The sequence below is a fragment of the Lysinibacillus xylanilyticus genome (assembly GCF_001183605.1).
GTDB lineage: Bacteria > Bacillota > Bacilli > Bacillales_A > Planococcaceae > Lysinibacillus > Lysinibacillus xylanilyticus.
The window spans coordinates 982440-996330 of the sequence record NZ_LFXJ01000005.1; the positions used below are offsets into that span (position 1 = coordinate 982440).

The 13891-nt window shown below is 35.1% G+C and carries 11 protein-coding genes, 1 pseudogene and 1 other annotated feature; of the genes and pseudogenes, 9 read left to right on the top strand and 3 right to left on the bottom strand.

Annotation, left to right across the window (positions count from 1 at the left end; genetic code table 11):
• Window positions 1-57 precede the first annotated feature (57 nt).
• Window positions 58-1467: a YcdB/YcdC domain-containing protein gene (locus ACZ11_RS07660; RefSeq protein WP_049667112.1), complete on the top strand. Its 1410-nt coding sequence runs from the start codon at window positions 58-60 to the stop codon at window positions 1465-1467.
• 189 nt (window positions 1468-1656) lie between these two features.
• On the opposite strand, the gene ACZ11_RS07665 is transcribed toward ACZ11_RS07660, so the two are convergent.
• Window positions 1657-2058: a hypothetical protein gene (locus tag ACZ11_RS07665; RefSeq protein ID WP_049665037.1), complete on the bottom strand. Its 402-nt coding sequence runs from the start codon at window positions 2056-2058 to the stop codon at window positions 1657-1659.
• A 578-nt stretch (window positions 2059-2636) separates the two neighbouring features.
• A complete protein-coding gene (locus tag ACZ11_RS07670; protein WP_049665038.1) occupies window positions 2637-3779 on the bottom strand; it encodes an MFS transporter in 1143 nt (380 codons plus the stop codon).
• Between the two features lie 169 nt (window positions 3780-3948).
• On the opposite strand from ACZ11_RS07670, the gene ACZ11_RS07675 reads away from it, so the two are divergent.
• The gene (locus ACZ11_RS07675; protein WP_049665040.1) at window positions 3949-4800 is read left to right on the top strand and encodes a LysR family transcriptional regulator; all 852 of its coding nucleotides are present in this window, start codon (window positions 3949-3951) and stop codon (window positions 4798-4800) included.
• A gap of 48 nt (window positions 4801-4848) precedes the next feature.
• Here the strand turns inward: ACZ11_RS07675 and ACZ11_RS07680 are convergent, their stop codons facing one another.
• A complete protein-coding gene (locus ACZ11_RS07680; RefSeq protein ID WP_049665042.1) occupies window positions 4849-5433 on the bottom strand; it encodes a DJ-1/PfpI family protein in 585 nt (194 codons plus the stop codon).
• A 141-nt stretch (window positions 5434-5574) separates the two neighbouring features.
• On the opposite strand from ACZ11_RS07680, the gene ACZ11_RS07685 reads away from it, so the two are divergent.
• The 7 genes and pseudogenes from ACZ11_RS07685 to ACZ11_RS07715 all read left to right on the top strand — a co-directional run bounded on the left by ACZ11_RS07685 (window position 5575) and on the right by ACZ11_RS07715 (window position 13470).
• A complete protein-coding gene (locus ACZ11_RS07685) occupies window positions 5575-6018 on the top strand; it encodes an Lrp/AsnC family transcriptional regulator (RefSeq protein ID WP_049665044.1) in 444 nt (147 codons plus the stop codon).
• A gap of 180 nt (window positions 6019-6198) precedes the next feature.
• Window positions 6199-6720 carry a sigma-70 family RNA polymerase sigma factor gene (locus tag ACZ11_RS07690; protein WP_049665046.1) on the top strand — a complete coding sequence of 174 codons (522 nt, stop codon included), beginning with the start codon at window positions 6199-6201 and terminating at the stop codon, window positions 6718-6720.
• On the top strand, window positions 6713-7654 hold the full coding sequence (locus tag ACZ11_RS07695) for a hypothetical protein (RefSeq protein WP_049665047.1): 942 nt from the start codon (window positions 6713-6715) through the stop codon (window positions 7652-7654). Before ACZ11_RS07690 ends, ACZ11_RS07695 begins: the two co-directional genes overlap by 8 nt.
• 437 nt (window positions 7655-8091) lie before the next feature.
• A complete protein-coding gene (locus ACZ11_RS26940) occupies window positions 8092-8394 on the top strand; it encodes a hypothetical protein (protein ID WP_236690804.1) in 303 nt (100 codons plus the stop codon).
• A 30-nt stretch (window positions 8395-8424) separates the two neighbouring features.
• Window positions 8425-9270 carry a DUF2785 domain-containing protein gene (locus ACZ11_RS07705; RefSeq protein WP_049667113.1) on the top strand — a complete coding sequence of 282 codons (846 nt, stop codon included), beginning with the start codon at window positions 8425-8427 and terminating at the stop codon, window positions 9268-9270.
• Window positions 9271-9351: 81 nt separating this feature from the next.
• Window positions 9352-9591: a binding site (T-box leader), on the top strand.
• Between the two features lie 54 nt (window positions 9592-9645).
• A pseudogene (gene ileS / locus ACZ11_RS07710) lies at window positions 9646-12735 on the top strand (isoleucine--tRNA ligase).
• Window positions 12736-13251: 516 nt separating this feature from the next.
• The gene (locus ACZ11_RS07715) at window positions 13252-13470 is read left to right on the top strand and encodes a hypothetical protein (RefSeq protein ID WP_049665048.1); all 219 of its coding nucleotides are present in this window, start codon (window positions 13252-13254) and stop codon (window positions 13468-13470) included.
• Window positions 13471-13891 lie beyond the last annotated feature (421 nt).

Consider the following 13891-nt stretch of genomic DNA (forward strand, 5'->3'; position numbering starts at 1 on the left):
CTTAGGAGGTCGGTTTTTGTCTATACATAGAAAATAATTGTAATGGGGGGCTTAGATTTGCATAAAGATAAACTAAAAGAACGTGCTTTATCAATTGTTCCATTACCCAATCACTATAAACTAATCATAGAAGAGTATTCTAATGATGAAAGAGTGATATTCTCATGGGCAAATGAACAACAAGATGAAAGTCTGACTGTTGAGTTAGACTGCACTGGAAACCTCATATACTTATCAATTGAAAAAAATGATTCTGTTTCTGAGGCAGATTCTTTATCTATTGATGAAAAAAGAAGATGTGCCGAACATTTTTTACTTAATCACTATCATTCTGCTCTCGAAGAATTAACGTTTTCAAAAGCAAAAGTACTATCTAGAGTGGATCGTTTTTATTTTGAACAATTTGTCATGGATTTACCATTAGAACATGCTGGTTGTTTTATAGATGTTGATGCAATAGGAAATATTGTTGGATTTAGATACAACGGAGTGAAAATAAGCCCTAATGTCCCTTCAAGCCTAGTTTCGAGGGAAACTTTGATGGAATATGTGCGCAATGCATTAGCATTACAACTAGTAATAACAAAATTATCTCGTGATGTTTACAATGTGAATAAAGATGGACTTCATCTCGTATATCAAGTAAATTCATTTTTACACTTTAAAGCAGATGCTTTAGAGCCAACATTAACGATTATTCGTGATGAGAATGAGCCTGAATGTTATGCTGCTCTTCCTCCATTGCCAACTAATATAATTGCCAATGAATTTACGAATGAAGAGATCATTGGTATAACAGATGAACTGGAGCTTATTCGAGAAGTAGACATGGGACCAGAGATAGGGATTGTATGGCGTAAGCGGGATTGGAAGATGAGAGAGCAAGACTTATCGATGAACAGCTTTTTTAAAATGCGTTCAGAAGATACAGTAAAAGCTATTATTTCAAAGAAAACTGGTAAAATACGAAGTTTTGGATGGATCCATGAACGTTTGGGAAATCTACAGCTTAGTCAAGAAGCGTGTTATCAAAAAGCAATAGACTTTTTAATGAAAATAATCCCTGATTACTTTCCTTATCTTCAACGAATAATTCGTGAAGACGAGGAAGAGGATGAAAGAGAAAAGGAATCGTTTATTTTCCATGCCCATAATAACCAAAGTATATCTATTCTTGATGTGATCATAGTCGTTGTTAATCGTACAACTGGTCAGATTGATTATTTTAGTGGACCGAATTTTGATTTGAAAGAACTTAGCCAAATCCCTATAGAACCAGCTATTTCTACGGAAGAAGCGTATCGTCGATTTCTAGAAAATATCGACTTTCAATTGGTTTGGGACAAAAATTACGATGACAAAATAGAATCATTTCAGCTTGTCTATCAAGCTTGTGATCGACATACTAGGTCACCTATCAGGTATATTGATGCAACAACTGGCGAAATTATTGTCAGTAACAATTAACTTTTTTCGGTGCTTGTTTTTTTGTTGGCTGATGAGTAATCATATAAAATATAGAACCGATTTCCTAGGAATTCGGTTTTTTTATTTACTTTTGTCAAAGTGAAAAGGTCTTTAAAGAAATTAATAGAAGTGGTGGATAGAACTTTCAAAATGTATAAATAAGACCTCAATATAAAGAGTGCAAAAGTTTTAAAAGCCTTTTAGAATTTCCAATTGTTTGTAATAGTTATCTATAATAGGGTAAATATCTGGGTTTGAATCATAGTAGGTGTTATCAAATTCACCTAGTGTGAATTTAAATTCTTTTTCACTGTCCAAAAGAGTAATACCATATCTCCATCCAACACGTTTTTCTTGATTGTCTTGCGGAGTAAACTGTATATCTTTAATCAGAGAAACCAAGTCATTGATTTGTTCTTGCTTAGTGATCGGTTTCGAAGCACCAGTTGAACCATCTTGGATAACCACTTTATCTATACTTTCAATTTTTGCATCCTTATAAAAGGCTTCTAATGATCGCTTTTTTCCATTTGTACAAGCAGAAACAAAAAACAGACTTACCAACAAAATTAGAATCAAAAATTTTTTCATTAGACTGCCTCCAGAAAGTTGATTCCATTCCCAAATAGACGAAATAAATTACAAATAGTTACAGATCATCGGAGTTTACAATTAATGCAAGCGACAGCTTTTTCAAATACCATTGCCTCGATAATGATTGCAATACATCATATAACTCCTAGTGATGGATAGAACCCCCGAAATCATGGAAAGAAGCGTCAAAGTGATGGATAGAACCCCCAGAATCGTGGATAGAACTGCCGAAATCGTGGATAGAAACGCCAAAGTGACTGATAGAACTACAGAAAAGATGGATAGAAAAGTCAAAAATGAAGGATAGAATATAAGAGTGACGGATAGAGTCCTCAAAGCGACGGAAAGAATCCCCAACGATGGAAGGTCCCGCCGAAACGACGGCAAGAATCGTCAGAGCGACGGATAGGACTATCAAAGCGACGGAAAGAACGGCTAAACGACGGCAAGAATCTCCGACGACGAAAAGCCCCAACCTGAAAAAAAGGATAGTAACACAAAATTGCGATTCTAACCATCAAAGTGACGAATAGGATCATCAAATCGAAAGTTAGAACCGCAATTATTAAATAAGTTTAAACGCTAAATTTGCCCTTCAAACTATAAAACTGTAAACAAATGGCGAATAACATAGAGATGACTGCGAAATATATCAATGTTATTGTTCCAACCTGTAAGGACAGTACAATCCCACCTAAGCTTGCACCGATTGCACTGCCTAAATAATTTACAGAACTGTTTAAAGCCACTGCAGAACTCCCGTTATTCGGCTGATATGAGAGTAAAATATGTTGTTGTGGTGCCTGGCATGCCCAACCCATTGCTCCCCAGACAAAGAACGGTAAGTATTTTAATATCGGAAAGTTAATCAATAAAGGTATACAAATAATGGATAATGTTAAAGTAAATAAAATGATTGAAACTAAAGATTTTGGTTTCCCGAAATAGTCGATTAAGTAACCAATTATCAAGCTTCCAAACAAGCCTCCGAATCCCCATGCCCAAAGATACATTGTTAAATTGCTTGAGCTTGTCATTTCTTCTAATAGTGGAGAAAGATATGTGTACAACCCAAGACTTGCAACACTGGCGAGGAATGTTATGCATACAGTTATAGTTACTCTTTTATCTAGGAACATCTTTAATCGTTCGTTTAGTGTAGGAGGAGGTGTTGTTGGGAAATTGGGAAGAAAAAGATACATACATAAAACAGAAGTGACCCCGATCATTACTAATAGCCAAAGTGTTAATTTCCAATCAAATAAGTTTGATATATAAATACCTAAAGGAACCCCAAGCACTGTTCCCATACTCATTCCTCCTATAGTCAACCCTAGAGCTCTCCCTCTCTTTTCACTAGAAACGAACTTTGAAGAGGCCGCAACAGCTAATGGTGAAAATAAACCAGCCCCTGTCCCTGCAATCGCTCTCGATAGTAGAAGAATAGAAAAGGTTGGCGCTAAAGCTGTAATGCTATTTGCTATTGTGAAAATAAGCATTGACCCTATTAAGATTTTTTTTATTGATTTTCCTGCAAGTAAAGAAGAAAATAACGGCGCTGTGATAGCGTAAAATAATGTAAAAATGCTCACAGCCTGGCCGACTTGTGATGTGCTTTTTTGATACGTATCGCTAATTCCTGGAAGAAGCCCTGCGATTACATAGGCATCAAAGCCAAGAGCAAACATACCGAATGATAATAATAAAACATTTTTCATATATTGAACCTCCATAAAATATTAAAGATGTTAAGTATAGACGACCTATAACGTTATGTTATAATCGAAGCACCTTGTATATTTAATAGGTTACTAGAAAAACAAGAATATGGAACAATCACTATTTTATAAGGGTATAACCAATCGTTATAGGGTATGGAGGAATACAATGAATGTAGAATGGTTACATAGTTTTATTGCTGCAGCCAATCAGAAAAGTTTTTCAAAAGCTGCTCAAATCACTAATATTTCCCAACCTGCACTAAGTAAACATATACGAAACTTAGAGAATAATCTTGGCATCGAGCTATTTCATAGGACATCCATTGGTATTGAATTAACGGAGGCTGGTGAACGTTTTTACACTCGCATTACACCAGTTTTGACTGAAATAACAGCTATACGTGAAGAATTACAGCAATTTAGTCAGAGCAACCCTATTGCCATCGGTGGTTTGCCTAGCTTAGCTACTTACTATTTGCCAAACAAAATGAATGAACTTAAGCAACTAGATCGACCTATAACATTGATGATTCAAAATACTTCAAATGAACTGTTGCAATCTTTACAAAAAGGTAGACTTGATGCAGTTTTTGTGGATGCAAAATATTCGAGAGAATCTTTGTGGAGTTGTGAATTGTTTACGGAACCGTACTATGCTGTGTTTCCGTTGAGTCATCGTTTTAATTCAAGAACAGCAGTCGATCTGGAAGAATTGTGTGAGGAGCCGCTTATTGTTCATCAAGCTCCTTGTGATTCAAGGAAGGACATAGTGGAACAAATACAATCTCTTGGTTACACACCTAATATCATTACTGAGGTAAACTTTGGGGATTTTATCTTTGGAGCAGTAAGTTCTGGAATGGGGATAACAATCGTACCAGAGTTAATGGCAAAAAATATTGGTCATCTTCAGCTTTTTGCCTTACCAATTAATAATTTTGGTAGAACAAGAACAATTTCATTGGTTACAAAAAGCAAAGAATTTGGATCGAAGTTACAACATTTATTATCAAATTAAACTGAATGAAGCTGTCTCAACTTAACGCTATGAGACAGCTTCATTCAGTTAATTAAACCCCATTAAATCCTTTACTTTTTTTGTATTTTCCTCAGATGTCAGCATTTCTAGTAAGCTAAAAGCAACGTCGAATGCAGTGCCAGGATTTGAGGAAGTAATAATATGTTCTGTTTGAACAATTCGTTCGTTGATGATGTTAGCACCATAGGATTGTAGCTGTGCTAATCGTTTGCTTGTTGGGTGATTATAAGTAGTAGCTTTGCGATTATGTAGTATTCCGCTATGGGCTAAAATTAGCGAAGCTACACAAACCGTAGCAATTGGTTTTTTGTGTTCATTGAAATGACGAACGACTGCCTGGAACTCCTCGCTAAAGGCATCATTATAAAATCCAGCTTCCTCAAAGCCTCCAGGAATCGCTAGTGCATCAAACTCGTCTAATGAAATTTCATGAAGTAATTTTTCGGGAGCTACGTTAAAATTCCATGTACATTGCAATTGATTATGCAATCCTACGGTCACGACCTCAGTTGTACCGTCGCCCTCCCATTTATTCCATCCAAGTACATCTGTAAAAACACTTGCTTCAACGGCCTCAAAACCATTTGCTAATAGTAATAATATTTTTTTCATGTTGTTAATGCCTCCTTTATATATTTAATTTTAATGAAAAAGGCTATTCAAGGACAGAATCTGTATAATGTAATTTAGAAGAATTGCTTTATAATAAAAGGAATTTTATTAAATCTAATTTATTTAAAAAGGTGGATACATATGGATCATATAGATACAGAAATATTACAGCAATTGCAGCGAAATGCAAAAATATCGATGAAAGAATTGGCGGCTACAGTTCATTTATCATCCCCAGCAGTTATTGAGCGTGTTAAAAAATTAGAAGAGCAGGGGATTATTGAAGCTTATAGTGCGAAGGTAAATTTAAAAAAGTTGAATCGAGACATTCAAGCCATTATTTTATTTAAATCAATTGATTGTAAAAGTCTTTCTGATTTTTGTAATGCACATCCTGATGTCCTCGAATGCTATCGAGTAGCGGGTGAAATAAGTTATATTGTAAAAATTGCAACCAATTCAGTGGAAACATTGGAACAGTTTATTGATGAGGCAATGCCTTATGGAACCCCATCAACAAATATTGTGCTTTCTTCAAACGAAAAAGCGGTCATTGCGCCTTTTTCTAATGAAAATTTAGACTAATGGAGTTCGGAACTGCTAGAATCGCGGAAATATCTGATCAAGTAAAGAAGATATTTACTGTGTTAATGAGGAGAACAGTGCATAGATACATATCTATCCTAAGAAATTTTATTTAAAAAAATACTAATAAAGCAAACCTCTATACCGTGAGCACCGTTTATAGGGCAGAGAGGGGGAGAGATGTTGCTTGAAATTAAAGAACTCGAAGAAATAATGCAGCAGCATACAGAAATGCTCATCCGACTGGCTTTTTATTACGTTAAGGATATACAAAGTGCTGAAGATATCGTTCAAGATGTATTTATTAAATTTTACGATAATCAGCAAAACTATGAAGAAAGAGGAGAATTACGGGCATATTTATCGAAGCTCGTTATTAACAAAAGTAAAGATTATTTACGTAGCTGGACATACAGAAAAATACAAGTTCAGCAGAAGATCTTTGCCAAGCAGGCTGTAACGAAAAAGGATATGTTAGTACAGCAGGATGAACAAATCTTAGTTGAAAATGCCATCTTAGCACTACCATTAAAACAGCGCGAGATTCTTATTTATTTTTATTTTGAGGAAATGTCTGTTATTGAAATTGCCGAGCTTTTAAGTGTTCCGGAGAGTACGGTGAAAACAAGGCTACGTCGTGGACGAGAGCTTTTAAAGCCAAAGCTACAGCATATTGAATGGGAGGTCCTGCTGCATGAGTAAAGTCGATGTAAGGGTATTAAATGATTTAACCGAAAGCAAAAAGCGTGTTATGACCAACGTAGTACAGCATTTAGAGCAGCAAAAGATAAAAAAAAGATCTTGGCATTGGCAATATAGTGTAATGTCTATTATATTAACAGTTTGTATTGGAATATTTATATATACTCAATACAGCGGAAGTCAGGAGCAAACAGCAAGTATACCGACTCTTTTTGATGAAAAGCTTTTATACTTCTATCTGGGAATGGATCCTAATGTAAAGGATCAGAAATTGAATGCTGATGGGAAGGTGAGATTTGAATCCTATTTACATTTGGAATCTTTATACGCTTACGCGCAATCAAAGGGGGTAGTACCTACCCAAGAAAACATCGATAAAGAGCTTGAAGTAATGCAAGAATCAAGTATAAAACCTGAACGATTGAAAAAGGTGAATCTTACAAAAGAAGAGTATTTTGAACAATTTACTAAACCAATGACTTATAAATATGTTACTATCGGTACATTGCTAGAGCAGGAAAAAAATCGATACAATGACGTAGAAAGAATGATGCTACTTTTTCTAGTAGAAAGAGACGCTTTGAACTATTTTGAGGATCATAATAGTCAAGAAATAGCATCCCTACGTGAAAAATATGATGTTCCAGTGAAAGAAAAGGGAAGTCGTTCAAAAGATGGAGTAGTCGTAGCCATTAAGGAACATGAATTTTTAGTAGTTTCTAATGCTGGTGGATCAAATATTGGTGAACAATCTGTAGATGAAATCGTAAAAAAATATGGTAATGGTATGTGGTTCCCATTAATTGATACTCCAAAAACATTGTCACTTGGTGATTATGTAGAAGTTAAATATAACCAGGATAGAACCCAACATAATATAAAAATAATAAGATTTGCAGATATTGACAGCATGAAAATACTGGAAGAACATTAATGAATCAAGCTAGACATTCAAAAATTCAAGAATGTCTAGCTTTTTATTAGTTGTTTTTTATATTTGGAATAAGGTACAATTATTGTAAGTATTTGAATACTTGGAAAATAGGTACAGGGAAGTGAATAAATCATTTATCCTATCTTCACCACTCATACTTATTTATTTAAAAGCATCTCTAAAGGAAAATTTAGCTTGCGTTGGACTTTACCGCTTTGGTTTTTAAATCATAATATGATTAGATATTTTGTGTCTTTTGGTGATATCTTTTGGTTGGTATGTGGCAATTTCTTTTTATTTGGCCAATATGTATAGGTATTTATTATTATTTATACAAAAAAGAATATAAATGGGGATTTTATATAGGGTTAAAGAAAAAGCATGGCATCTTTTTGGGAAGCTTATTCGTTTTATGCATTAGCTCACTAGGGATTTGTATGTATGATACAAACAAAAAAGTAATTGCCTTTCATGAACAAGTAATGAAGGAATTTGAAGATAGCTCTGACCGTCCGCAATACTTGAAACAAAATAGTGTTACGCCATCAACTCTGCTTTCTTTGTCCGACCAAATTAATGAGGTCAGAAATGGAAAGGTGCGTGCGGCAACCTTCCCTTGGAAAAGCAAGGTGATTGTTGTAATGGACAACGACCAGAAGGAGTTTACTTACGTTCGGTTAAATAAGGGATGGAAGCTTGACGGCATTTATCATGAAAGTAGTTATGATTATTCAAAATAAAAAAACGTGAAAAGGAGAGCAACAGTGCGTATGTTAAAAAATGAAACCTTATTAAAGGAAAATGACTTAAAAGAAATTCTCAGAGAATTAAATAGTGGAGTTAGAAGCTGGCAGCAAGTGGACCAAACTCAACTCATACAATCAATGATGTTACATATCGGCTCATTAGATAGTGAGCTACGAGATAACCTAATTTATGGATCTTTTTATGAATTGATTCGTGAAAAAAACTTACTAGAGCATTCACTCTTAACTGAGCTTTTAGAGGAATGTTTGAATAATTTATTATGTAAGGGTATCGAAGACAGGGAATCAGATTTAGTTTTTACCCGCACATTTACGTCGCTCTTAATCGCACTTATTTTATATAGAGATAATGAAGACAATTTTTTATCTGAGCACAAAATAAATGAGTGTAAAGATCGTTTACTAGCTTATTTATCAGCTGAATCGGATGTAAGAGGCTACGTGCCGGTGAAAGGCTGGGCTCATAGTGTTGCCCATATGGCTGATGCAATCGATGAATTGGTGAAAAATCCGAAATTAAATAAAGCGTCTTATATTGAAGTAGTAGGCACATTATTTAACGCCATTTTGCAAGAAGATTATGCTTTCATTCACAATGAAGATGAACGGATTTTAGTACCTATTTTCACTATGCTTGAGTATGGTTTAGAGGAGCAAGAGATCACTAAATTGCTACAAGAATTACCTGCAACTTTAAAAGTAAAAAAAGAACAGCTCGATGTACAGCATCACAGAATTTTAGTTTTTAACTGTAAATCCTTTGTGAAAAGCTTTTATATTAAAACAAATGGAAAGCCTAAGTTTGCAACTCTTCATAAAAGCATCGAAGCATGTCTTGATGAATTATAAGGAAATCGCTACCAATATTAGTGCTTTGAAATTATTGACAGACAAAAATTTGTTTGTTAAGATGAGTGACAATAAAAGCATACAAATTCGTTGATGAGAAAGAGTAGTGTATCATTTTGTTCTACAGAGAGCCGACATATTGGTGGAAGTCGGTGTGCAGGTGTTACATGAAGATCCTCTCTGAGAAGATTGGCTGAACATAGTAAGCTAATCCGGGTGTCTACCGTTAAAAAGAACACGTATGATTGTACGTTGCTGAGTGCTATTGAGCGTTGATTCAATAGAATTAGGGTGGTATTCGCGGTTAACCCCGTCCCTTACTTGGGACGGGGTTTTTGTATGCCTTTTATACAATTAGTATAGGAGGAATTTTACATGCAAGCTGAAGAGAAGAAAGAGACGACTGTAGAAAGAGAAACAAGGATTCGTCGATTATGGGAACAAGAAGGAACGTTTCAAGCGTCTGTTGCAAACCGTTCTGACAATAAGCCTTTTGTATTTTACGAAGGACCGCCAACAGCGAATGGTTTACCACACGTAGGTCACGCATTTGGCAGAACGATTAAGGATGTCGTAGCTCGTTATAAAACGATGCAAGGTTATTTAGTTGAACGTAAAGCTGGCTGGGATACACATGGTTTGCCTGTAGAGTTAGGCGTGGAAAAAAAACTTGGTATTTCTGGTAAGCAAGAAATTGAGAAATATGGTGTCGAACAATTTATTCAAGAGTGTAAGGGAAGTGTCTTTACCTATGAGAAGAAATGGCGTTCCTTTACAGAGCAGCTAGGCTATTGGATTGACATGGATGACCCGTATTTAACGCTAAGTAATGATTATATTGAGTCTGTTTGGAATATTTTAAGTCATGTGCACAAGGAAAAGCTTTTATATAAGGGGCACCGTGTTTCACCATATTGCCCTAGCTGTCAAACATCATTAAGCTCTCATGAAGTTGCACAGGGCTATAAGGATGTAAAGGATTTATCTGTCACGGCAATGTTTAAGCTAAAGGATAAAGATGAATATTTTCTTGGCTGGACAACGACTCCATGGACATTACCTGCCAATGTTGCATTAGCCATGAATCCTACGCTCATGTATGTTCGAGTGAAGCGGCACGATAAAGTCTATATCTTAGCAAAATCACTAGTGAATAAAGTTTTTGCTGATTCTGTTGAAGTGTTAAGTGAACATGAAGGGCGTGAATTTGAAAGTGTATCGTACACCCCACCATTTTCTTATGTAACAGTTGATAAGGGGCATGTCGTTGTACTAGCGGATTATGTTACAGAGCATAGTGGAACTGGTATCGTCCATATCGCACCTGCATACGGGGAGGACGATTATAAGACGGTTCAGCAAAATGGGCTATCGTTTGTCAATGTTGTTGATTTAAAGGGTTGCTATACAGAAGAGGTTCCAGAGCTTAATGGTAAATTTGTGAAAGATTGCGATGTCGAAATCATTAAAATGCTTGCTAAAAAGGAGCTATTGTTTGATAAGGAAAAATATGAGCATAGCTATCCTCATTGCTGGCGCTGTGATTCACCATTGCTTTATTATGCGACTGACAGCTGGTTTATCAATATGTCTGCATTGAAAGATAAACTATTACAAAATAATGAACAAGTTACATGGTATCCTGATCATATTAAACACGGTAGATTTGGTAATTTCTTAGAAAACCTAGTGGACTGGAATATTAGCCGTAATCGCTATTGGGGTACACCGTTAAATGTGTGGGTTTGTCAGGATTGTGGTCATGAAGAGGCGCCAAATAGTATTGCATCTTTAAAAAAATTAGCGAAGGGCACTTTACATGACATCGAGCTTCACAAGCCGTATATTGACGACGTTGAGTGTACTTGTCCAATGTGTAGTGGTGACATGGAACGTACACCTGAAGTGATTGATGTATGGTTTGATAGTGGTTCAATGCCGTTTGCTCAGCATCATTATCCTTTTGGAGACCTTACTACTTTTAACAAGTAATTTCCTGCTGATGTGGTCATCGAAGGTATCGATCAAACACGAGGCTTTTTCTATAGCTTATTAGCGGTTTCTACTTTATTTACAGGAAAGGCACCTTATAAAAATGTACTTTCTTTAGGGCATGTTTTAGATGAGCATGGGCAGAAAATGTCGAAAAGTAAAGGAAATGCGTTAGAGCCAGTTGAACTGATAGAGCAGTACGGAGCGGATGCATTACGATGGGCGTTCTTAGTGGACAGTTCTCCTTGGAATCCTAAACGTTTTTCAAAAAAAATTGTGATGGATGCGAAATCAAAGCTAGTAGATACATTAGATAATACGTTCAAATTTTATCAGCTATATGCAGAAATAGATGGTTTCCAATACGATGCAGAAAAGACTGGTACACGTACAAAGCTTGATCATTGGATACTTTCTCGATTACATCATACAATTCAGATTGTTACAAAGTCTATGGATGAATATCAATTTACACAGGCAACACGCGAAATCGGCAAGCTTGTAGAAGAGCTAAGTAACTGGTATATCCGTCGCTCACGAGCAAGATTTTGGGCAAATGGGCTGACAGAGGATAAACGAGGTGCTTATAGTACACTGTATGAGCTACTAACAACAATTTGCCAATTACTAGCACCCTTTACTCCATTTATCGCGGAGGATTTATATCGACAATTATCTGGATCTAGTGTTCATTTACAAAACTACCCAACATGTAATGAACAACTATTGAATCCAAAGCTTGAAAAAGAAATGGCGAATATTTTAACCATCGTAGAGCTAGGCCGCAGTATACGTAATAGTCAAGGGATCAAAGTAAAGCAGCCGGTAAGTGAAATGATTGTCGCTGTTGATGGCGAGTTAACAGATTATCAACCATATAGCGAGCTCGTGAAAGATGAATTAAATATAAAAGAATGCGTTTGGACAAATGATTTTTCAGCTTACGAAACCGTTCATTATAAGCTTAATTTTAAAACAGCTGGTGCAGCATTTGGACCAAAAGTGAACAAAGTAAAAGATTACGTAGTGAATTTACATGATGAGGAGAAAAATGTATTACAACGAACAGGTTCAGTTACGTTAACGATTGATGGGGAACAGATAACATTATTAAAAGCGCATGTGTTAACTGAATCTATTGTGAAGGAACATTATATCTTAGCCGAAGATGCTTCTTGTCGAGTCCTTATGAATGTTTATTTGACAGCTAGCTTACTTGAAGAAGGACAGATTAGGGAACTAATTCGCACAATTCAAGATACACGCAAAAAATGGAAACTTCCTGTTGAACAGTATGTATCGATTTCGATTGCTGGAAGTTCTAAAGCAACAACTATCATCCAACAGCATGAATCGTTACTAAAGGCCAATGTGTTGTTAATTGATATTCACTATTCGGGTGACAATCACGGAGAACGATATTTGGAAACAGAAGTGTTCGATGAAAAAGTTACTGTTTATTTTAAACTGTAAAATCTTTCGTGTCAGGTAAGTTTAAAGCGTTCTGGTTGGCTTAAGCTGGAAAACTACCCGGATCGACAGAAGAAATGATCAGGTAAGCCTGGGACCTGCTCGGGTCGACAAAAAAATGATCAAGTAAGCCCTAAACTTTCAGCAGTCGCCAGAAAGAAAGCACAGAACGGCGCAAGAAACGCTCAGGTACCAGTATTTTATTATTTGTCAAAAGTTAAAGTAATGCACTTGATAGCATAGTATCTTATATAAAATGTGCAGGATTATAATACTTTTTTAAGCTGAACTAATTTTGATATTAGTTCAGTTTTTATTTGTGTTTAAAGATATAGGCTAAAAATATTTAGTATAGTATATGTAAATTTTTCTATACGTTCTACAACGAACGGAGCAATTTAGTTGAAGAAGGTTGATATCAAAGGATGTTGTAAATATTAAAAATATGGTAGAATAAACCATATAAAACATATTAAAAGATACGGAAAAATATTGGCGATTTGATAGGAGGTTGAACATATGAATGATAAGAAGAAGGGGAAATTACAAATCTCGGTAATAATTTTAATGATATTACTATTGGTTGCGGCGTTTGTTTTATTATTCATTGGTCATTACAGTGTGGCGTTTGTTTTATTTGGAATTTTTATAGTGAGTATTAATTCTATTAGTAATTGGTTAAAATATAAAAATGATGACTACATTTATAGAAAAAATTATAATAATAATAAGTGGTAATTACATTTAGGTACGCCTAAGCTTTTTTAGAATTAAGTTTGTGAATAAATGTACTTAAACAAACGGGGTATTCCAATAAAGGGTGCGATTGTTCAATTAGAGCCATCACTTTTTTGTGATAACGGCGCAGGTTTGTTTAAGAATATTAGAAATCCTTAAGAATTTTCTTAAATAGGGGTGCTTTTTACTGATTTCAAAAGTTTTATTTATTATGTAAATATTTTTTAAAAAATAAGTTGAGTAATTAACACCAACGAGACTAGTAGACATATAAATTATATAAGTTGATTAAAAATATACCAAGGATTAATATGCAAGGTTAAATTATTAAGAGTGTGCATATTATGGTGAAATGAAGAAAATAAAATTTTTAGGAAATAAAAAAAGATTACTATTAATCAAAATATTCTTTTGCAAGAAT